Here is a 21,170-nt window from a genome sequence, read left to right as displayed (position 1 = left end):
GGAATCCGGGCGGCTTGCGCCGCCCGCCTTTAGCTTTAGACCTGTCGTATAGAAAGCCATGAAGATTGCGATTGCCGGTGCATCGGGCCGTATGGGCCGCATGCTGATCGAAGCCGTTCTCAACGATTCCGACGCGCAGCTCGTCGGCGCGCTCGACCGCGCCGGCTCGCCGCACCTCGGCCAGGACGCCGGTGCGTTCCTCGGCAAGGAAACCGGCGTGAAACTGACGGACGACCTCGACGCGGTGTTCGCGCAGGCCGATTACCTGATCGACTTCACGCGCCCGGAAGGGACGATCGCGCACATCGAGGCCGCGCTGCGCCACGACGTGAAGCTCGTGATCGGCACGACCGGCTTTACCGACGAACAGAAGGCGACGCTGCGCGCCGCGTCGGAAAAGGTCGGCATCGTGTTCGCGGCCAACATGAGCGTTGGCGTCAACGTCACGCTGAAGCTGCTCGAATTCGCCGCGAAGTACTTCTCGCACGGCTACGACATCGAGATCATCGAGGCGCACCACCGTCACAAGGTCGATGCGCCGTCGGGCACCGCGCTGATGATGGGCGAAGCCGTCGCCGGCGCGCTCGGCCGCTCGCTCGACGAGTGCGCGGTGTACGGCCGTCAGGGCGTGACGGGCGAGCGCGATCCGTCGACGATCGGCTTCGCGGCGATCCGCGGCGGCGACATCGTCGGCGATCACACCGTGCTGTTCGCCGGGATCGGCGAGCGGATCGAGATCACTCACAAATCGTCGAGCCGCGTGTCGTATGCGCAGGGCGCGCTGCGCGCGGTGCAGTTCCTGTCGACGCGCGGCGCCGGCCTGTTCGACATGCAGGACGTGCTCGGCCTGCGCTGACGCGAACGGCGATGGCGACTCCCCCCGGCGTCATCCACTATCTCGAAAGCGGCGACGCGGTTACGCACGCGGTCGCCTATCTACTGCTCGCGATGTCGATCGCGAGCTGGTGTTTCCTCCTCGTGAAAGCCTGGCTGCTGGTCCGCGCGAAGCGGCAGGGGCCGAGCGCGCTCGCCGCGTTCTGGCGCGCGGCGACGCTCGATGCGGGCATCGCCGTACTTGCCGGTGCGGATCGCGAACGCGTGTTCGTGCCGCTCGCCGAGGCGGCGCGCGATGCAGCACATGACCACGATCCCGCCGCGCTGGCCGCGCGCGTCGAGCGCAGCGAACGCGTGTTGCGCGCGCTGCGTCATGCGATGCTGCGTTCGCAGCGGCGGCTCGAATTCGGCCAGGTGCTGCTGGCGTCGATCGGCAGCACCGCGCCGTTCGTCGGGCTGCTCGGCACGGTCTGGGGCATCTACCATGCGCTCGGCAGCATCGCCGCGAGCGGGCAGGCGCAGATCGAAAACGTCGCCGGGCCGGTCGGCGAGGCGCTGATCATGACCGCGTTCGGGCTCGTGGTCGCGATTCCCGCGGTGCTCGCCTACAACATCCTCGGGCGCCTCGTGCGCCAGCTCGCCGAAGAACTCGACGGCTTCGCGCGCGACCTGCACGTATTCGTGTGCGCGAACGAGGCCTGACCTCCGCTTCCCGGGACGCGATCATGGCATTCGGCGGACTCGACCATCACAAGACGTCCGCGCCGATGGCGGACATCAACATGACGCCGCTGATCGACGTGATGCTCGTCCTGCTCGTCATTTTCATCGTCACGGCTCCGTTGATGACGCACGCGATCCGGCTCGATTTGCCGAAGGTCGCGGCGGGCGCTGCGCGCGAGACGCCGCACACCGTCACGGTATCGATCGACGATGCCGGCCGGCTCTACTGGGACGATGCGCCCGTCGCGCTCGAGGCGCTGCCGGCGCGGTTCCGCGCGGCCGCCGAAAGCGGCTCGCCGCCCGAGCTGCGCCTGCGCGCGTCGCGCGCGACGCGCTACGACGTGATCGCACAGGTGATGGGCGCGGCGCAGGCCGCAGGGCTGTCGCGGATCGGATTCGTGACCGACCTGCCCCCGCGAACCGCCGGTTCCACGGCGCCCGCGCTTCGCTAAGCGCGACTTCGCCCGCGAGACGGGCCGCTCGGCCCGGCGTGGACGGTATAATCGACGTTTTTCCCGGTTGACCGACGTTGTCCCGGTTCCCCGGATCTTCTCGCGGCGTCCCGGCCCTGTTCGGGATAGCGAAGGAAGGCCCGGAAGCCGCGAGGACGTCCGCCTGCCGGGCAAGCACGACTTTCGATCCACTCCCGCGCGCGCCTGTCGCGGCGCGTCGCCTACAGCCTAGTCCGAACCACGCCATGCACGAAAGATACGTACCCGCCGACGTCGAAGCCGCCGCCCAGCGCGACTGGCGCGCAGCCGATGCTTACAAGACGACGGAAGACTCGCAAAAGCCGAAGTTCTACTGCGTGTCGATGCTGCCTTACCCGTCCGGCAAGCTGCACATGGGTCACGTGCGCAACTACACGATCAACGACGTGATGTACCGCTATCTGCGGATGAACGGCTACAACACGCTGATGCCGATGGGCTGGGACGCGTTCGGCATGCCGGCCGAGAACGCCGCGATGGCGAACGGCGTGCCGCCCGCGAAGTGGACCTACGACAACATCGAGTACATGAAGGGCCAGATGCAGTCGATGGGTCTCGCGATCGACTGGTCGCGCGAGATCGCGACCTGCAAGCCCGACTACTACAAGTGGAATCAGTGGCTGTTCCTCAAGATGCTCGAGAAGGGCATCGCGTACAAGAAAACGGGCACCGTGAACTGGGATCCGGTCGACCAGACCGTGCTCGCGAACGAGCAGGTGATCGACGGCCGCGGCTGGCGCTCGGGCGCGCTCGTCGAGAAGCGCGAGATCCCGATGTACTACCTGCGCATCACGCAGTACGCCGACGAGCTGCTGAACGATCTGGACGGCCTCGGCTGGCCGGAGCGCGTAAAGATCATGCAGCAGAACTGGATCGGCAAGAGCTTCGGCGTGAACTTCGGCTTCCCGTACGAACTGGACGGCGAGCAGAAGCTGCTGCGCGTGTTCACGACGCGCGCCGACACGATCATGGGCGTGACGTTCTGCGCGATCGCGGCCGAGCATCCGCTCGCCACGCGTCTCGCGCAGGACAAGCCCGAGCTGCAGGCGTTCATCGACGAATGCAAGCGCGGCGGCGTCGCGGAAGTCGACATGGCGACGATGGAGAAGAAGGGCGTGCCGACCGGCTTCATGGTCAGGCATCCGCTGACGAACGAGCCGGTCGAGGTGTGGATCGGCAACTACGTGCTGATGAGCTATGGCGAAGGCGCGGTGATGGGCGTGCCGGCGCACGACGAGCGCGATTTCGCATTCGCGAAGAAGTACGACCTGCCGATCAAGCAGGTGATCGCGGCCGAAGGCCAGACGTACTCAACCGACGCATGGCAGGAGTGGTACGGCGACAAGGATGTCGCGGTCTGCGTGAACAGCGGCAAGTATGACGGACTGGGTCACGGCGCGGCGGTCGACGCGATCGCCGCGGATCTGAAGGCGGGCGGCTTCGGCGACAAGCAGGTCACGTGGCGCCTGCGCGACTGGGGCGTGTCGCGCCAGCGCTACTGGGGCACGCCGATCCCGATCATTCACTGCCCGTCGTGCGGCGACGTGCCGGTGCCGGAACAGGATCTGCCGGTCGTGCTGCCGGAGGATCTCGTGCCGGACGGCTCGGGCAACCCGCTCGCGAAGTCGGAAGCGTTCCTGAACTGCACGTGCCCGACGTGCGGCGCGGCAGCGAAGCGCGAAACCGACACGATGGACACGTTCGTCGATTCGTCGTGGTACTTCTCGCGCTACACCGCGCCGGATGCGGAAACGATGGTCGACGCGCGCACCGATTACTGGATGCCGATGGACCAGTACATCGGCGGCATCGAGCACGCGATCCTGCACCTGCTGTATTCGCGTTTCTGGACCAAGGTGATGCGCGACCTCGGCCTCGTGAAGTTCGGCGAGCCGGCGAAGAACCTGCTGACGCAGGGCATGGTGCTGAACGAGACGTTCTATCGCGAGGATGCCTCCGGCAAGAAGACCTGGTACAACCCGGCCGACGTGACCGTCGTGCATGACGACAAGGGCCGCCCGGTCGGCGCGACGCTGAACGCCGACGGTCAGCCGGTCGTGCTCGGCGGCATCGAGAAGATGTCGAAGTCGAAGAACAACGGCGTCGATCCGCAGGTGCTGATCGACCAGTACGGCGCGGATACCGCGCGCCTGTTCACGATGTTCGCCGCACCGCCCGAGCAGCAGCTCGAATGGTCGGGCGCCGGCGTCGAGGGCGCGAGCCGCTTCCTGCGCCGCGTGTGGAGCTTCGGCTTCGCGAACCGCGAGGCGCTGGCGGAGCGCGCGGGCTTCGACGCAGCCAAGCTCGGCGATGCCGACCGGGCCCTGCGCCGCGAGATCTACAGCGTGCTGAAGCAGGCCGATTTCGACTACCAGCGCTTGCAGTACAACACGGTCGTGTCGGCGGCGATGAAGATGCTGAACGCGATCGACGGCGCGAAGGGCGCGTCGCCCGCGGTGCTGCGCGAGTGCTACGGCGTGCTGTTGCGCGTGCTGTATCCGGTCGTGCCGCACGTCACGTTCGAGTTGTGGAAGGTGCTCGGCTATGCCGACGAATTCGGCCCGCTGCTCGACGCACCCTGGCCGAAGGTCGACGAGGCCGCGCTCGAGCAGGCCGAGATCGAACTCGTGCTGCAGATCAACGGCAAGGTGCGCGGCGCGCTGAAGGTCGCGAAGGACGCGAGCCGCGAGGCGATCGAGGCTGCGGCGCTGGCCGACGAGATGTTCGCGAAGTTCAGCGAAGGCAAGCCGGCGAAGAAGATCGTCGTCGTGCCGGGCCGTCTCGTGAACATCGTCGTCTGACGGCCGTCAGGCTGCCGGAACGAATCCCAAAGGAGCGAAGGTGATCCGCCGATCGTTTTTGATGCTTGTCGGCAGCGCGGTCGCGCTGTCGGCATGCGGTTTCCAGTTGCGGGGCCAGCAGGACTACGTGTTCAAGCAGCTGCTGGTCGTCGGTGCGCAGCCGGCCGTCGCGGCGCGTCTCACGCGCATGGTCGAGGCCGGCAGCGACACCAAGATCGTCAAGGTGCCCGACGACGCGGACGCCGTGCTGCACATGTCGGAATCGCGCAGCATGGGCACGCTGACGCTCAACCAGTACGGCACGGTCGAGGAATACGCGCTCAACTATTCGCTGAACTATTCGCTGACAAACAAGGACGGCACGGTGCTGATCGCGCCGAGCACGATCGCGCTGAACCGTGCGATGACGTACAGCAACCAGTTCACGAACGCGAAGGCGCAGGAAGCCGAGATCATCTACGCGGACATGCAGCGCGATGCGGTCGACCAGCTGATGCGGCGTCTGTCGATCGTGCGCACGCTGAACCCGTCGTCGCCGGAACAGGTGGTGCCCGGCGTCGCGCCGCGCGCGCCGCTGCCGCCGCCGCCGCTGTGATGGACGGCATACGACACGATGCAGCTGCGACTTGACGCGCTGGAGCCGCACCTCGCGAAGGGGCCGGCCGGACTCTATACGGTATTCGGCGACGAGCCGCTGCTCGCGCAGGAAGCGTGCGACCGCATCCGCGCGGCGGCGCGCGCGGCCGGTTTCACCGAGCGCTCGGTGTACACGGTCGAGCGCGGTTTCGACTGGAGCGTGCTGCTCGGCTCGACGCAGGCGATGTCGCTGTTCGGCGAGCGCCAGCTGATCGAGTTGCGCATTCCGTCGGGCAAGCCGGGCAAGGAAGGCGCCGAGGCGCTGAAGACGCTCGCCGGCGCGGGCAATCCCGATGTGCTGATGCTCGTCACGCTGCCGCGGCTCGATGCGGCGACGCAGAAATCCGCATGGTTTACCGCGCTCGCGAACAGCGGTGTCGCGCTGAAGATCGACCCGGTCGAACGCGCGCAGCTGCCGAACTGGATCGGCCAGCGGCTCGCGATGCAGGGGCAGCGCGTGGCGGGCGGCGAGGACGGGCGGCGTTCGCTGCAGTTCATCGCCGAGCGCGTCGAGGGCAATCTGCTCGCCGCGCATCAGGAGATCCAGAAACTCGGGCTGCTGTATCCGCAAGGCGCGCTGTCGTTCGAGCAGGTGCACGATGCCGTGCTGAACGTCGCGCGCTATGACGTATTCAAGCTGAACGAAGCGATGCTGGCCGGCGATGCCGCGCGGCTCGCGCGGATGATCGATGGCCTGAAGGGCGAGGGCGAGGCGATCGTGCTCGTGATGTGGGCGGTGGTCGAGGAGCTGCGTACGTTGCTGCGGATCAAGCACGGCGTGACGGCGGGCAAGCCGCTCGCGACGCTGCTGCGCGAGAATCGCGTCTGGGGGCCGCGCGAGCGGCTGGTCGGGCCGGCGCTCAACCGTGTGTCCGAAGCCGGGCTCGAGAAGGCGCTGGCGTTCGCCGCGCGGCTCGACCGGCAGGTCAAGGGCTTGTCGGCCGTGACGCCGGGGCGCCGCACCCACGACGATCCGCCGCCCGATCCCTGGGACGGCCTGTTCCAGCTCGCGATGACGGTCGCCGGCGCACAACCGGGCGAACGACCGCCGACCGCGGGTCGCGTGCGGCGCTGAGGCCCGGCTCCGGCGCACCATTCGCAACCCGCTTACAATGCTTCGACAGCCGGCGCGGCCGCATCATCGTCGCACCGCGCGCTTTCTCATGATTTCATGCCGCACCCAGCGGCTCGCCTTTCGAGTCACACGATGGATATCGATCAGTACATGACGGACCTGGGCCGCCGCGCCCGTCACGCATCGCGCGCAATGGCGCGCGCCAGCACGGCGGCGAAGAACGCGGCGCTCGAGGCGGTCGCCCGCGCGATCGAACGCGACGCGCAGGCGTTGAAGGCGGCGAACGCCCGCGACGTCGCGCGCGCTCGCGACAAGGGCATGGACGCCGCATTCATCGATCGTCTGACGCTGTCGGACAAGGCGCTGAAGACGATGATCGAGGGGCTGCGCCAGGTGGCGTCGCTTGCCGATCCGATCGGCGAGATCGGCAATCTCAAGTACCGCCCGAGCGGTATCCAGGTCGGCCAGATGCGTGTGCCGCTCGGTGTGATCGGCATCATCTACGAGTCGCGGCCGAACGTGACGATCGACGCGGCGGCGCTGTGCCTGAAGTCCGGTAACGCGACGATCCTGCGCGGCGGCTCCGAGGCGCTCGAATCGAACGCCGCGCTCGCGAAGCTGATCGGCGAGGGGCTCGCGGAGGCGGGTTTGCCGCAGGATGCGGTACAGGTCGTCGGAACCGCCGACCGTGCCGCGGTCGGCAAGCTGATCACGATGACCGAATACGTCGACGTGATCGTGCCGCGCGGCGGCAAGAGCCTGATCGAGCGGCTGATCGCCGAGGCGCGGGTGCCGATGATCAAGCATCTCGATGGCATCTGCCACGTGTATGTCGACGACCGGGCGGACCTGAGCAAGGCGCTGACCGTGTGCGACAACGCGAAGACGCACCGCTACGGCACCTGCAACACGATGGAGACGCTGCTGGTCTCGAAAGATATCGCCGACGCGGTGCTGCCGCCGCTCGGCCGACTGTATCGCGACAAGGCGGTCGAGCTGCGTGTCGATCCCGCCGCGCGAGCGGTGCTCGAGAAGGCCGGCGTCGGCCCGCTCGTCGACGCGACCGAGGAGGACTGGCGCACCGAATACCTCGCACCGGTACTGGCGATCAAGATTGTCGACGACATGGACGCGGCGATCGTGCACATCAACGAATACGGTTCGCATCACACCGATGCGATCGTGACCGAAGACCATGACCGTGCGATGCGCTTCCTGCGCGAAGTCGATTCGGCGAGCGTGATGGTGAACGCATCGACGCGCTTCGCGGACGGCTTCGAATACGGCCTCGGCGCGGAAATCGGCATCTCGAACGACAAGCTGCATGCGCGCGGCCCGGTCGGCCTCGAGGGGCTGACGTCGCTGAAGTACATCGTGCTCGGGCACGGCGAAGGGCGTCAGTAAGGCGAGGCGCGCAATCGATGGCAATGCTCTGGGTCAAGACATTTCATATCGTTCTGATCGCCTCGTGGTTCGCGGGCCTGTTCTATCTGCCGCGCATCTACGTGAACCTCGCGATGGAAACCGAGCCGGCAGCGGTGCGCCGGCTCCTCGTGATGGCGCGCAAGCTCTTCCGCTTCATGACGCTCATCGCGGTGCCCGCGCTCGCGTGCGGGCTGTGGCTGTGGCTCGTCGTCGGCATCGGCGCGGGCCAGGGCTGGGTGCATGCGAAGGTCGGCGTCGTGCTGCTCCTGATCGTCTATCACGCGTATTGCGGCCATCTGCTCAAGGTGTTCGAGCGCGGCGAGAACCGCCGTTCGGACAGGTGGTATCGCGTATTCAACGAGCTGCCGGTGCTCGGGATGCTGGTGGCGGTCGCGCTGGCGGTCATCAAGCCGTTCTGATTTCCCGCCTGTTCGCACAGCGGCGCCCTCGGGCGCCGTTTGCCGTTTACGCCTTGTCGTCCTTCGCGTGATCGTCGATCCGGCGGCGCGTGATCGCCTCCTTCGCGCGGCCGACCCGCTCCATCAGCGCGGGGCCGCGCGACAGCGCGACACCGACCGCGAGGATGTCGCCGATCGCGAGATGCGACATGCGCGACGTCATCGGCGAGAACACGTCGGTTTCCTCGGCGATGTTCGACGCGAGGCTCACCGTTGCGAGCTTCGCGAGCGGCGAATGGCTGTGCGTGATCGCGACGACCTTCGCGCCGCAGGCGAGCGCGGCACGCGCCGCGTCGACGATGTCGCGTGTGCGGCCGGTATTCGAGATCGCGACGACGACGTCGTGCGGCCCGAGCAGCGCGGCCGACATCGAGAACGTGTGCGGATCGGAATACGCGACGCTCGGCACGCCGAGCCGGAAGAACTTGTGCTGGATGTCCTGCGCGGCGATGCCCGATCCGCCCGCGCCGTAGAACTCGATTCGCGATGCGTTCGACAGGAGCGCGATCGCGTCCGCGACGCTGCCCGCCGACAGGCTGTTGCGCACTTCGATCAGTGCGCCGATCGTGCGGTCGAATACCTTGCCGATGATGCCGGGCGCGGGCTCGTCGGGCAGGACGTCGCGGTAGACCGACGACACGCCCGGCGCGATGCTCTGCGCAAGACGGATCTTGAATTCGCGAAAGCCGCTGCAGCCGAGCGCCTGGCAGAAGCGCGCAATCGTCGGCTGGCTGACGCCGGCACGCGTCGACAGCTCGGTCATCGCAAGGTCGAGCACTTCGCGCGGCGCGGCGAGGATGTAGTCGGCGAGCTTGCGTTCGGATGGGCGCAGGTCGTGGCGGATCGCTTCGATGCGGGGCAGCATGGGACGGCAAATGGAAATCAGGTTCGGATGAGCGAGTGTATCGCAATCGAATTGTAGAAAATCTACATAAAAATACTAGCGGTTTCGGGCGGCGCGTCACGATGTCTTGACTCAGATTCCTAGGGTTAATGCTAATTAATACGCGGGAATGACCGAAGGTTTGCGAAATATCCGTATCGTCACGCATTGCTGGTATGTAGTTTTTCTACTAGACTGGCGCGGTTCGGTCGACCTGTTCGGCCGTCCCCACGATCCCAACCGCCGGTGTCGGCCGGCCATCCAGGAGCGCCCAGCATGACCTCGCTGCATCCCACTCTGGCGAAAGTCACCGAACGCGTGATCGCGCGCAGCCAAGCGACCCGTTCCGCCTATCTGAACCGCATCGATCACGCGCAAGGCAAGTTTCCGGCGCGCGGCGCGCTGTCGTGCGCGAACCTGGCGCACGGTTTCGCCGGCATCGAAGGCCACGACAAGCTGGTGATCAAGACGATCCGCCAGCCGAACATCGGCATCGTCTCCGCGTACAACGAGATGCTCTCCGCGCACGCACCGTACAAGGATTTCCCGGACATCATCAAGGCCGCCGCGCGCGAGAACGGCGGCGTCGCGCAGTTCGCGGGCGGCGTGCCGGCGATGTGCGACGGCATCACGCAGGGCAATGCCGGGATGGAGTTGTCGCTGTTCTCGCGCGAGGTGATCGCGATGAGCACCGCGGTCGCGCTGACGCACAACATGTTCGACGCGGCGCTGTGCCTCGGCATCTGCGACAAGATCGTGCCGGGACTGCTGATCGGCGCGCTGCAGTTCGGGCATCTGCCGACGATTTTCGTGCCGGCCGGCCCGATGACGAGCGGCCTGTCGAACGACGACAAGGCGAAGATCCGCCAGCAGTTCGCGACCGGCCAGGTCGGGCGCGACGCGCTGCTCGAAGCGGAGTCGGCCGCCTATCACGGGCAGGGCACCTGCACGTTCTACGGCACCGCGAACAGCAACCAGATGCTGATGGAGCTGATGGGCCTGCATCTGCCCGGCTCGGCATTCGTGCATCCGCATACGCCGCTGCGCGACGCGCTGACGGCCGAGGCCGCGCGCCGCGTGCTCGACCTGACTGCCGAACGCGGCCACTACACGCCGATCGGCCATGTGATCGACGAGAAGGCGATCGTCAACGGCATCGTCGCGCTGCTCGCGACGGGCGGCTCGACGAACCACACGCTGCATCTCGTCGCGATCGCGCGCGCGGCGGGCATCCTGATCGACTGGAACGATTTCGACGAGCTGTCCGCGGCGGTGCCGCTGCTCGCGAAGATCTATCCGAACGGCAAGGCGGACGTGAACCATTTCCATGCGGCGGGCGGTGTCGCGTTCCTGGTGCGCAATCTGCTCGAAGGCGGCCTGCTGCATGAGGACGTGACGACCGTCGCCGGCCGCGGGCTGTCGCATTACACGAAGGAGCCGAAGCTGATCGACGGCAAGCTGACGTGGGTCGACGGACCGGCCGACAGCCACGACGCAGCAGTGCTGCGACCGATCGGCGAGCCGTTCCAGCCGGACGGCGGTTTGCGCCTGATGCAGGGCCGGCTCGGCCGCGGCGTGATCAAGATTTCGGCGGTCGCGCCGGCGCACCGCAAGGTGAAGGCGAGCGCGATCGTGTTCGATTCGCAGGAGGCGGTGCAGGAGGCATTCGATCGCGGCGAGCTGAAACGGGACTTCGTCGCGGTGGTGCGTTTCCAGGGCGCGCGTGCGAACGGCATGCCGGAACTGCACCGTCTGACGCCGCTGCTCGGCGTGCTGCAGGACGAGGGTTTCCATGTCGCGCTCGTCACCGACGGCCGCATGTCGGGCGCGTCGGGGAAGGTGCCGGCGGTGATCCACGTGTCGCCGGAAGCCTTGTTGAACGGCCCGCTCGGCAAGGTGAAGACGGGCGATACGCTCGTGATCGACGCCGAAGCCGGCGTGCTCGACATCGAGATCGACGAGGCGGAATGGCAGGCGCGCCCGGTCGCGCAGCCGCAGCATCAGGCAGACAACGAGGCGGGCTTCGGCCGCGATCTGTTCGGCGTGTTCCGCACGTCGGCGGCGCCGGCGGAGCAGGGCGCATCGGTTTTCGGGACGCTGCCCGGCGAAGCCGCCGTGCACGTCACCGCGTAATTTCAAGATTCAAGGAGAGCTATCGATGAAGACGATTGGCGAAATCGTGAAGCTGGGCCCGGTGATTCCGGTGCTCGCATTCGACTCGGTCGAGCAGGGCGAAAACGTCTCGCGTGCGCTGCATGCGGGCGGTGTGAAGGTGCTCGAGATCACGCTGCGCACCGAAGCGGGCCTGAAGGCGATCGAACGCGCGAGCCAGCTCGCGGACGACATCGTCGTCGGCGTGGGCACGATCACGAAGCCCGAGCATTGCGCGCAGGCGAAGAAGGCGGGCGCGCAGTTCGGCGTGTCGCCCGGCCTGACGAAAGCGCTGCACAACGCCGCACTCGACGCCGGCCTGCCGCTGCTGCCCGGCGTGATGACGCCGAGCGATATCGTCCAGGCGCTCGAATTCGGTTACGAGATCGTCAAGTTCTTCCCGGCCCAGCAGGCGGGCGGCGTGCCGATGCTGCAGGCGTTCCACGGTCCGTTCCCGAACCTGAAGTTCTGCCCGACGGGCGGCATTACGGCCGAATCCGCGCCGAATTTCCTGAAACTGCCGAACGTCGTGTGTGTCGGCGGGTCGTGGCTCACGCCGAAGGCTGCGCTCGCCGCGCAGGACTGGGCGGAAGTCACGCGTCTCGCGCAAGCTGCAAGCCAGCTTCCACGCTGACCTTGCGTGCAATGCCAGCTTCACCCTCGGAAAATCTGCGCTTAGTGCTTGTTTTCCGAGGGTTTTTTGTTAGTGGAACCGGTTCTATCGCTCGAAGATAAAGATAAGTAAAATTCAGCGTCCTGACGGCGGGGTTCCCGCTGCTTCGGAGACCTGTACAGCCGGGCGCGCTCGCGTCGATCAGCCCGGTTCGAATAAATCCTAAGGAGGAGTGCCACATGGGGGCTGTCCAGGGCAGCATGCTGCTCATTTACACCGTAATCGCGATCGTGGCATTGATCGTGATGATCGCGCGTTTCAAGATCTATCCGTTCCTGGTGCTGATCATTGTCTCGCTCGGCCTCGGTCTCGTCGTCGGCATGCCGATGGACAAGATCGTCAAGTCGTTCGAAACGGGCAACGGCAACACGCTCGGCCACATCTCCGTGGTCGTCGGCCTCGGCACGATGCTCGGCAAGATGATGGCCGAATCGGGCGGCGCCGAGCGGATCGCGACCACGCTGATCAGCTGGTTCGGCGAGAAGAACATTCACTGGGCGATGATGTTCGTCGCGATCATCGTCGGCCTGCCGGTGTTCTTCGAAGTCGGCTTCGTGCTGCTGATCCCGATCGCGTTCAACGTCGCGAAACGCACCGGCAAGTCGCTGCTCGTCGTCGGCCTGCCGATGGTCGCGGGCCTGTCGGTCGTGCATGGCCTGATTCCGCCGCACCCGGCGGCGCTGCTGGCGGTCCAGCAGTACGGCGCCGATATCGGCAAGACGATTGCTTTCGGTCTGATCGTCGGCGTGCCGACCGCGATCGTCGCCGGTCCGCTGTTCGCGCTGACGATTTCGAAGTACGTGAAGCTGCCGAACCACAACCCCCTCGCCGAGCAGTTCGTCGAGTCGCACGCGGACGGCAAGAAGCGCGAGCTGCCGAGCTTCGGCATCACGCTGTTTACGATCCTGCTGCCGGTGGGACTGATGCTGATCGGCAGCTGGGCCGACCTGGTGTTCGCGCCGAAATCGCTGCCGAACAGCCTGCTGCGCTTCGCCGGCAACTCGGACGTCGCGCTGCTGATCGCGGTGCTGGTGAGCTTCTTCACGTTCGGCAAGCTGCAGGGGTTCAATCGGGACCAGATCCAGAAATTCTGCGGCGAGTGCTTGGCGCCGATCGCGGGGATTACGCTGATCGTCGGCGCGGGTGGCGGCTTTGGGGGTATCCTGCGTGACAGCGGCATCTCGCAGCAGATCGTCGCGTCGGCGACGCAGGCGCATCTGTCGCCGCTGCTGCTTGGCTGGTTCGTCGCGGCGCTGATCCGTCTCGCGACGGGATCGGCGACGGTGGCCATGACGACCGCCTGCGGCATCGTCGCGCCGATCGCCGCGGCATCGGGCGCGGCGATCCGGCCTGAACTGCTGGTGCTGGCGACGGGATCGGGTTCGCTGATCTTCTCGCACGTCAACGACGGCGGCTTCTGGCTGATCAAGGAGTATTTCGGGATGACGGTGGGTCAGACGTTCAAGACCTGGACTCTGCTCGAAACGATCATCTCGCTGCTCGGCCTCACCTTTACGCTGATGCTGAGCGCGGTTCTGTAACAAGGGGTAGTCAATGATTCTGATCGCAATGGGCGTATCGGGCGCGGGCAAGTCGCGGATCGGCGAAATGCTTGCGGAACGCCTGTCGTGCGCCTATACCGATGGCGACGCATTCCACAGTGCCGCCAACAAGGAAAAGATGCATCGCGGGATTCCGCTGACCGACGAGGACCGCTGGCCGTGGCTGGGCGCGATCCGTGCCGCCATCGAGGAAAAGCTGCGGGCGGGCGAGACGGCGGTGTTTACCTGCTCGTCGCTGAAGCGCTCGTATCGCGACGTGCTGCGCGGCAACGATGTCGATGTGCGGTTCGTCTATCTGAAGGGCTCGTTCGACATGCTGCACGAACGCCTGAAGACCCGCACCGGCCATTTCTTCGATCCGTCGCTGCTGCAAAGCCAGCTCGACACGCTCGAGGAACCGGGGCCGGACGAGGCGATCGAGATCAGCATCGCGCTGACGCCCGTGGAGATTGTCGATCAGGTCATGCTGAAGATCGGGATCGCGCAGCAGCACTGAGCGCGGTTTGCGGTATTTGCGCGACGCCAAGGGCGCGCCGGTTCCGAGCTGCACCCCAAAGGCTGGATTGGCGTCCAGCTTCCTGGGGCCGGCTCAGTTCACGGGGCGCCCTTTTCATTTCGGGGCGGCGGCCAGTGCGGCGGCCCGCGATATGGAACAAAAAAACGCCCGATGCGAAGTTCGCATCGGGCGTTTTGCTATCCAGGGCGGCAGCGGACGAAGCCGCGCCGCCGGAGCGGGCGCAAGCGGTGTTACGCGATCCGCTTCGCCAGTTCGACGGCCTTGCCGATGTACGACGCCGGGGTCATCGCGAGCAGACGATCCTTCGCATCCTGCGGGATCGCCAGCGTGCCGATGAACACCTGCAGCGCATCGCGCGTGATGCCCTTGCCGCGCGTCAGTTCCTTCAGCTGCTCGTACGGGTTCTCGATGCCGTAGCGGCGCATCACCGTCTGCACCGGCTCAGCGAGCACTTCCCAGCAGTTGTCGAGGTCTTCGTTCAGGCGCTGCGGGTTCACTTCGAGCTTGTCGAGACCGCGGATCAGCGAATCGTACGCGAGCAGCGAGTAGCCGAGCGCGACGCCCATGTTGCGCAGCACGGTCGAATCGGTGAGGTCGCGCTGCCAGCGCGACACCGGCAGCTTGTCGGCGAGGTGGCGCAGCGTCGCGTTCGCAAGGCCGAGGTTGCCTTCCGAATTCTCGAAGTCGATCGGGTTGACCTTGTGCGGCATCGTCGACGAGCCGATTTCGCCGGCCTTCGTCTTCTGCTTGAAGTAGCCGACCGAGATGTAGCCCCAGATGTCGCGGTCGAGGTCGAGCAGGATCGTGTTCGCGCGGGCGACCGCATCGAACAGCTCGGCCATGTAGTCGTGCGGCTCGATCTGGATCGTGTACGGGTTGAACGTGAGCTTCAGGCGGTTCTCGATCACGTCGCGCGAGAACGCTTCCCAGTCGAATTCCGGATACGCGGACAGGTGCGCGTTGAAGTTGCCGACCGCGCCGTTCATCTTGCCGAGGATCTCGACCTTCTCGATGCGCACGATCGCGCGGGCAAGGCGCGCGGCGACGTTCGCGAGTTCCTTGCCGAGCGTCGTCGGGCTGGCCGGCTGGCCGTGCGTGCGTGACAGCATCGGCTGGTCGGCGAGCGCGTGCGCGAGCGCGACGAGGCGCTGATGGACGGTGCGCAGCGCGGGCAGGATCACGTGCTCGCGCGCGCCGGCGAGCATCATGCCGTGCGACGTGTTGTTGATGTCCTCGGACGTGCACGCGAAGTGGATGAATTCGCTGGCCTTCTCGAGCTCGGCCTGGCCCTTGACCGATTCCTTGAGCCAGTATTCGACGGCCTTCACGTCATGGTTCGTGACGCGCTCGATTTCCTTGATGCGCGCCGCGTCATGCGCGGAGAAGCGCTCGACCAGCTGCAGCAGGAATTGTTCGGCGGCGTCGGAGAAGCGCGGCACTTCGGCGAAGCCGGCGCGCGACAGGGCGATCAGCCAGTGCACCTCGACGGTGACGCGGTGGCGCATGAAGGCGGCTTCGGAGAGCCAGTCGCGCAGGGCTTCGGTCTTGCTGGCGTAGCGGCCATCGATGGGCGAGAGCGCGGTGAGGGCGAAAAGCGTATCGGGACGAGTGTCGGACATGATCGGGCGGGCCTTGCGGCCGGGCGAGCGTGAGGAAGGGGAATCCGGCATTTTACCATCGGCGCGCGGCTGTCCCCAGCCGTGCGCCGATTGCCTGCCCGGATCCGCCCGCCGTCCCGTTCGCGCCGGTAAAATGCGGGCTTCTCACCGATCGCCGCGCGTAGCGCCTGTCCGCATGGAACTGAAATGGCTGGAAGACTTCGTCTCGCTCGCGGAGACGCACAGTTTTAGCCGATCCGCCGAGTTGCGGCACGTGTCGCAACCGGCGTTTTCGCGCCGGATCCAGGCGCTCGAGGCGTGGCTCGCGACCGAGCTGATCGACCGTTCGGTCTATCCGACCCGGCTCACGCAGGCCGGGCAGATCTTCTACGAGCAGGCGCTGACGATGCTGTCCCAGGCGCACGAGGCGCGCACGCTGCTGCGCGGCCACGTCGGCGCGCCGGTGCCGACGATCGAATTCGCGGTGCCGCACACGCTGTCGCTCACGTATTTCCCGCGCTGGCTGCAGCGCATCGAAGCGAAGATGGGGCCGGTTCACACCCGGCTGCGCGCGCTGAACGTGCACGACGCGGTGCTGTCGCTGGTCGAAGGCGGCTGCGATCTCGTGATGGGCTACCACCATCCGAGCCATCCGGTCGCGCTCGATCCGGCCCGTTACGAGATGCTGACGCTCGGCAGCGAGCAGATCAGCCCGTTCTCGGCGCCGGCGCGCGCGGGGCGGCCGCGCTACGCGCTGCCGGGCACGGCGGACATGCCCGTGCCGTACCTGTCCTATACGCCGAACGCGTATCTCGGCCGGATGACCGAGGTGATCATTGCGAATGCGTCGACGCCGCTGTTTCTCGATCGCGTATACGAAACCGACATGGCGGAAGGGCTGAAGGCGATGGCGCTCGCCGGCCACGGCGTCGCATTCCTGCCGCACAGCGCGGTCGAGGACGCGGTCGCGAGCGGCGACCTGATCCGCCTCGACCGTTCGGCGCGTGGCGGCGCGCATCCGTTCACGCTGACGATGGAGATCCGCCTGTACCGCGACAAGCTGGCGTTGCAGGGCGACGAGCCGCGGCAGAAGCTCGTGCACGCACTGTGGGACGTGGTGCGCGACGAACGGCGCGACACGGCCGGCTAAACGATTTTCGGCGCGCGGGATGGCGGGCCGATCACGGCCGTTCTTGCGTAAATCGACCGCGGATTTGCGAAAAATCGCGATCATGCACGAAACGCATAATCGGATAAGCAAACGGCATTGGATTAAAAAAACGGCTTTTTCGAGAATGTGCGCACCTGTTGACCGTTGGAGAATTCATGTCTTCGCAATTGCAGTCCATCCCGTCCTACCTGCACGCCGACGATCTCGGCCCGTGGGGCAACTATCTTCGACAAGTCGATCGCGTCGCGCCGTACCTCGGCTCGCTGTCGCGCTGGCTTGAAACGCTGAAGCGTCCGAAGCGCATCCTGATCGTCGACGTGCCGATCGAACTCGACAACGGCACGGTCGCGCACTTCGAAGGCTATCGCTTGCAGCACAACGTGTCGCGCGGTCCGGGCAAGGGTGGTGTGCGCTACCACCAGGACGTGACGCTGTCGGAAGTGATGGCGCTGTCCGCGTGGATGTCGGTGAAGAACGCAGCCGTGAACGTGCCGTACGGCGGTGCAAAGGGCGGCATCCGCGTCGACCCGCGCAAGCTGTCGCGCGGTGAGCTCGAGCGCATGACGCGCCGCTACACCAGCGAGATCGGCATCATCATCGGGCCGAACACCGACATTCCGGCGCCGGACGTCAACACCAACGAACAGGTGATGGCGTGGATGATGGACACGTACTCGATGAACCAGGGCCAGACGTCGACCGGCGTCGTGACCGGCAAGCCAATCACGCTCGGCGGGTCGCTCGGCCGTCGCGAAGCAACGGGCCGCGGCGTGTTCGTGGTCGGCTGCGAAGCGGCGAAGAAGAAAGGCCTCGAGATCGAAGGCGCGCGCATCGCGGTGCAGGGTTTCGGCAACGTCGGCGGCATCGCGGCGAAGCTGTTCCAGGAAGCGGGTGCGAAGGTGATCGCGGTGCAGGATCACACCGGCACGATCTACCAGCCGGCCGGCCTCGACGCGGGCAAGCTGCTCGAGCACGTTGGGCACACGGGCGGCGTGGCGGGTTTCCCTGGCTCGGAGCCGATGCCGAACGACGAGTTCTGGACGGTCGAGACCGACATCCTGATCCCGGCGGCACTGGAAAACCAGATCACCGAGAAGAACGCGGGCAAGATCCGCACGAAGATCATCGTCGAAGGTGCGAACGGCCCGACGACGACCGCGGCGGACGACATCCTGAACGCGAACGGCGTGCTCGTGATCCCGGACGTGATCGCGAACGCGGGTGGTGTGACCGTGTCGTACTTCGAGTGGGTGCAGGACTTCTCGAGCTTCTTCTGGACGGAAGACGAGATCAACCACCGTCTCGAGCGCGTGATGCGCGAAGCGTTCGCCGGCGTGTGGGCGGTCGCGGAAGAGCACAAGGTGTCGGTGCGTACCGCAGCGTTCATCGTGGCGTGCAAGCGCATCCTGATGGCGCGTGAAATGCGTGGCCTGTACCCCTGATCGGCCGATGCCGGTCGAACCATGACGCAATCGAGGCGGTTGCGGACATGAACCCGCGCGGGCGGCACCGGATCCGGTGCCGCCCGCGCGCGCATTCGGGCGACGGAAACCGGGAAAGGGCGTTGTTCGGGGCGATCCGGAATGCGGTAAACAACCAGTACTTTCAAAAATATTACTTTGATACACTGGCGCGGCATTTCGCCAAGGAGACGAACAACATGAAATTCCACAAGGCAGTCCTGATGGCCGCCGCGCTTTGCGCCTTTGCTGGCGGCGCGCATGCCCAGGAGAGCGGCACACTGAAAAAGATCAAGGATACGGGCGTGATCGCGCTGGGGCACCGCGAATCGTCGATTCCGTTTTCCTATTACGACCAGAGCCAGCAGGTCATCGGCTATTCGCGCGACTTCCAGATGAAGGTCGTCGACGCGGTGAAGAAGAAGCTGAACCTGCCCAACCTCCAGGTGCGCAACATTCCGGTCACGTCGCAGAACCGCATCCCGCTGGTGCAGAACGGCACCGTCGACATCGAGTGCGGCTCGACGACCAACAACCTCGATCGCCAGAAGCAGGCAGCGTTCTCGAACACGATCTTCGTGATCGGCACGCGCCTGATGACGAAGAAGGATTCGGGCATCAAGGACTTCGGCGACCTGAAGGGCAAGACCGTCGTGACGACCGCGGGCACGACGTCCGAACGCCTGCTGCGCGCGATGAACAACGAGAAGCAGATGGGCATGACGATCATCAGCGCGAAGGACCACGGCGAATCGTTCCAGACGCTGGAAACGGGCCGCGCGGCCGCGTTCATGATGGACGACGCGCTGCTCGCGGGCGAGCGCGCGAAGGCGAAGCAGCCGGGCGAGTGGGTGATCGTCGGCACGCCGCAGTCGCAGGAAGCCTACGGCTGCATGATGCGCAAGGACGATCCGGCATTCAAGAAGCTCGTCGACGACGCGGTCGCGGAAGTCGAGAAGTCGGGCGAAGCGGCGAAGATCTACGCGAAGTGGTTCGAGCATCCGGTTCCGCCGAAGGGGCTGAACCTGAACTTCCCGCTCTCCGACGCGATGAAGAAGCTCTACGCAAACCCGAACGACAAGGCGCTCGACTGACCTCGCGTCCGTTGATGCAGTGTTGACGCTGATGAAACGGAAGAGGCCCAGCTTCTTCCGTTTCTTTTTGCTGGAGTCTTGTCCATGTCATACCACTGGAACTGGGGCATCTTCCTGAGCCCCGTGTCGACCGGCGAGCCGACCACCTATTTCGGATGGCTGATGTCCGGCTTCTGGGTGACGATCAAGGTGTCGCTCGTCGCCTGGGTGATTGCGCTGATCGTCGGTTCGCTGTTCGGCGTGCTGCGCACGGTGCCGAACAAATGGCTGTCCGGGATCGCCACCGTCTACGTGTCGGTGTTCCGGAACATCCCGCTGATCGTGCAATTTTTCGTCTGGTACCTCGTCGTGCCGGAACTGCTGCCGGCATCGGTCGGCACCTGGATCAAGCAGCTGCCGCCGGGTACGCAGTTCTTTACCGCGTCGATCGTCTGTCTCGGCCTGTTCACCGGCGCGCGCGTGTGCGAGCAGGTGCGCTCGGGCATCAACGCGCTGCCGAAGGGCCAGCGCGCCGCGGGCCTCGCAATGGGGTTCACGCAGTGGCAGACGTACCGCTACGTGCTGCTGCCGGTCGCTTTCCGGATCATCGTGCCGCCGCTGACCTCGGAATTCCTGAATATCTTCAAGAACTCCGCGGTCGCGTCGACGATCGGCCTGCTCGACCTGTCCGCGCAGGCTCGCCAGCTCGTCGACTACACCGCGCAGACCTATGAGTCGTTCATCGCCGTCACGCTCGCTTACGTGATCATCAACCTCGTCGTCATGGGGTTCATGCGCTGGGTCGAAAGCCGATCCCGGCTGCCAGGCTACATCGGAGGCAAGTGATGCATCAGTTCGACTGGAGTAGTATTCCCGGCGCGCTGCCGACGCTGTGGACGGGGGCCGTCATCACCTTCAAGATCACGCTGATCGCGATTGTCGTCGGCATCGTCTGGGGCACGCTGCTCGCGCTGATGCGGCTGTCCGGCATCAAGCCGCTCGCATGGTTTGCGCAGGGGTACGTGACGGTGTTCCGCTCGATCCCGCTCGTGATGGTGCTGCTGTGGTTTTTCCTGATCGTGCCGCAGGTGCTGCAGGGCGTGCTCGGCCTGTCGCCGACGATCGACATCCGGCTCGCATCGGCGATGGTCGCGTTCTCGCTGTTCGAGGCCGCGTATTATTCCGAGATCATCCGTGCCGGCATCCAGGCGGTGCCGCGCGGGCAGGTCAACGCCGCGTTCGCGCTCGGCATGAACTACTCGCACGCGATGCGTCTCGTGATCCTGCCGCAGGCGTTCCGTGCGATGGTGCCGTTGCTGCTCACGCAGGCGATCGTGCTGTTCCAGGACACGTCGCTCGTCTATGTGATCAGCCTCGCGGACTTCTTCCGCACGGCAGCCAACATCGGCGATCGCGACGGCACGAGTGTCGAGATGATCCTGTTCGCGGGCGCGTGCTATTTCGTGATTTGCTCGCTTGCATCCGTGCTCGTCAAAGGTCTCCAGAAAAAGGTCACAAGATGATTTCCATCAAGAACGTTTCGAAGTGGTACGGCCCGTTTCAGGTTCTCACCGATTGCACGACCGAGGTGAAAAAGGGCGAGGTGGTGGTCGTCTGCGGGCCGTCGGGCTCGGGCAAG

At 65.7% G+C, this 21,170-nt stretch carries 19 protein-coding genes and 1 pseudogene; 18 read left to right on the top strand and 2 right to left on the bottom strand.

Annotated features, from left to right (window positions below; genetic code table 11):
• Positions 1-58: 58 nt before the first annotated feature.
• The 8 genes from dapB (at position 59) to KH616_RS05825 (ending at position 8,404) form a co-directional block, all read left to right on the top strand.
• Positions 59-856 carry a 4-hydroxy-tetrahydrodipicolinate reductase gene (gene dapB, locus KH616_RS05860; protein ID WP_292237987.1) on the top strand — a complete coding sequence of 266 codons (798 nt, stop codon included), beginning with the start codon at positions 59-61 and terminating at the stop codon, positions 854-856.
• A gap of 11 nt (positions 857-867) precedes the next feature.
• Positions 868-1,536, top strand: a complete 669-nt coding sequence (locus tag KH616_RS05855) for a MotA/TolQ/ExbB proton channel family protein (RefSeq protein ID WP_292237986.1) — start codon at positions 868-870, stop codon at positions 1,534-1,536.
• Positions 1,537-1,559: 23 nt separating this feature from the next.
• Positions 1,560-2,009 carry a biopolymer transporter ExbD gene (locus KH616_RS05850; protein ID WP_292237985.1) on the top strand — a complete coding sequence of 150 codons (450 nt, stop codon included), beginning with the start codon at positions 1,560-1,562 and terminating at the stop codon, positions 2,007-2,009.
• A gap of 245 nt (positions 2,010-2,254) precedes the next feature.
• On the top strand, positions 2,255-4,849 hold the full coding sequence (gene leuS, locus KH616_RS05845; protein WP_292237984.1) for a leucine--tRNA ligase: 2,595 nt from the start codon (positions 2,255-2,257) through the stop codon (positions 4,847-4,849).
• Positions 4,850-4,889: 40 nt separating this feature from the next.
• The gene (gene lptE, locus KH616_RS05840) at positions 4,890-5,444 is read left to right on the top strand and encodes an LPS assembly lipoprotein LptE (protein ID WP_292237983.1); all 555 of its coding nucleotides are present in this window, start codon (positions 4,890-4,892) and stop codon (positions 5,442-5,444) included.
• An 18-nt stretch (positions 5,445-5,462) separates the two neighbouring features.
• Positions 5,463-6,560 (top strand): DNA polymerase III subunit delta, encoded by a 1,098-nt coding sequence (gene holA / locus KH616_RS05835; protein WP_292237982.1) that lies wholly within the window; start codon positions 5,463-5,465, stop codon positions 6,558-6,560.
• A gap of 132 nt (positions 6,561-6,692) precedes the next feature.
• Positions 6,693-7,964: a glutamate-5-semialdehyde dehydrogenase gene (locus KH616_RS05830; protein WP_292237981.1), complete on the top strand. Its 1,272-nt coding sequence runs from the start codon at positions 6,693-6,695 to the stop codon at positions 7,962-7,964.
• 17 nt (positions 7,965-7,981) lie between these two features.
• Positions 7,982-8,404 (top strand): CopD family protein, encoded by a 423-nt coding sequence (locus KH616_RS05825; protein WP_292237980.1) that lies wholly within the window; start codon positions 7,982-7,984, stop codon positions 8,402-8,404.
• Between the two features lie 46 nt (positions 8,405-8,450).
• Here the strand turns inward: KH616_RS05825 and KH616_RS05820 are convergent, their stop codons facing one another.
• Positions 8,451-9,308 (bottom strand): MurR/RpiR family transcriptional regulator, encoded by an 858-nt coding sequence (locus tag KH616_RS05820; RefSeq protein ID WP_292237979.1) that lies wholly within the window; start codon positions 9,306-9,308, stop codon positions 8,451-8,453.
• A gap of 294 nt (positions 9,309-9,602) precedes the next feature.
• Between KH616_RS05820 and edd the strand changes: the two genes are divergently transcribed.
• The 4 genes from edd to KH616_RS05800 all read left to right on the top strand — a co-directional run bounded on the left by edd (position 9,603) and on the right by KH616_RS05800 (position 14,208).
• Positions 9,603-11,459, top strand: coding sequence for a phosphogluconate dehydratase (gene edd / locus KH616_RS05815; RefSeq protein ID WP_292237978.1), 1,857 nt, complete (start codon positions 9,603-9,605; stop codon positions 11,457-11,459).
• Positions 11,460-11,484: 25 nt separating this feature from the next.
• Positions 11,485-12,111: a bifunctional 4-hydroxy-2-oxoglutarate aldolase/2-dehydro-3-deoxy-phosphogluconate aldolase gene (gene eda, locus KH616_RS05810; RefSeq protein ID WP_292237977.1), complete on the top strand. Its 627-nt coding sequence runs from the start codon at positions 11,485-11,487 to the stop codon at positions 12,109-12,111.
• Between the two features lie 218 nt (positions 12,112-12,329).
• Complete coding sequence (locus tag KH616_RS05805) at positions 12,330-13,691, top strand: gluconate:H+ symporter (protein WP_292237976.1); 1,362 nt, start codon at positions 12,330-12,332, stop codon at positions 13,689-13,691.
• A 13-nt stretch (positions 13,692-13,704) separates the two neighbouring features.
• Positions 13,705-14,208 (top strand): gluconokinase, encoded by a 504-nt coding sequence (locus KH616_RS05800; protein WP_292237975.1) that lies wholly within the window; start codon positions 13,705-13,707, stop codon positions 14,206-14,208.
• A gap of 251 nt (positions 14,209-14,459) precedes the next feature.
• On the opposite strand, the gene purB is transcribed toward KH616_RS05800, so the two are convergent.
• On the bottom strand, positions 14,460-15,848 hold the full coding sequence (gene purB / locus KH616_RS05795; protein ID WP_292237974.1) for an adenylosuccinate lyase: 1,389 nt from the start codon (positions 15,846-15,848) through the stop codon (positions 14,460-14,462).
• 175 nt (positions 15,849-16,023) lie between these two features.
• Between purB and KH616_RS05790 the strand changes: the two genes are divergently transcribed.
• The 6 genes and pseudogenes from KH616_RS05790 to KH616_RS05765 all read left to right on the top strand — a co-directional run.
• Positions 16,024-16,977 carry a LysR family transcriptional regulator gene (locus KH616_RS05790; RefSeq protein WP_292237973.1) on the top strand — a complete coding sequence of 318 codons (954 nt, stop codon included), beginning with the start codon at positions 16,024-16,026 and terminating at the stop codon, positions 16,975-16,977.
• Between the two features lie 176 nt (positions 16,978-17,153).
• A complete protein-coding gene (locus KH616_RS05785) occupies positions 17,154-18,440 on the top strand; it encodes a Glu/Leu/Phe/Val dehydrogenase (RefSeq protein WP_292237972.1) in 1,287 nt (428 codons plus the stop codon).
• A gap of 218 nt (positions 18,441-18,658) precedes the next feature.
• Complete coding sequence (locus KH616_RS05780; protein WP_292237971.1) at positions 18,659-19,552, top strand: glutamate/aspartate ABC transporter substrate-binding protein; 894 nt, start codon at positions 18,659-18,661, stop codon at positions 19,550-19,552.
• A gap of 84 nt (positions 19,553-19,636) precedes the next feature.
• Positions 19,637-20,377, top strand: a complete 741-nt coding sequence (locus KH616_RS05775; RefSeq protein ID WP_292237970.1) for an amino acid ABC transporter permease — start codon at positions 19,637-19,639, stop codon at positions 20,375-20,377.
• Entirely contained in the window at positions 20,377-21,054 is a 678-nt protein-coding gene (gene gltK / locus KH616_RS05770; protein ID WP_292237969.1) for a glutamate/aspartate ABC transporter permease GltK, read from the top strand. The genes KH616_RS05775 and gltK overlap by 1 nt, the downstream gene beginning before the upstream one ends.
• Positions 21,051-21,170: pseudogene (locus tag KH616_RS05765) on the top strand (amino acid ABC transporter ATP-binding protein); the annotation flags it as partial. The gene gltK and the pseudogene KH616_RS05765, both read left to right, overlap by 4 nt.

The sequence above is a fragment of the Burkholderia sp. genome, assembly GCF_018375725.1.
Taxonomy (GTDB): domain Bacteria; phylum Pseudomonadota; class Gammaproteobacteria; order Burkholderiales; family Burkholderiaceae; genus Burkholderia.
Note: the sequence above shows the minus strand (reverse complement) of the source record. Positions and strands in the feature narration are given on the sequence as shown.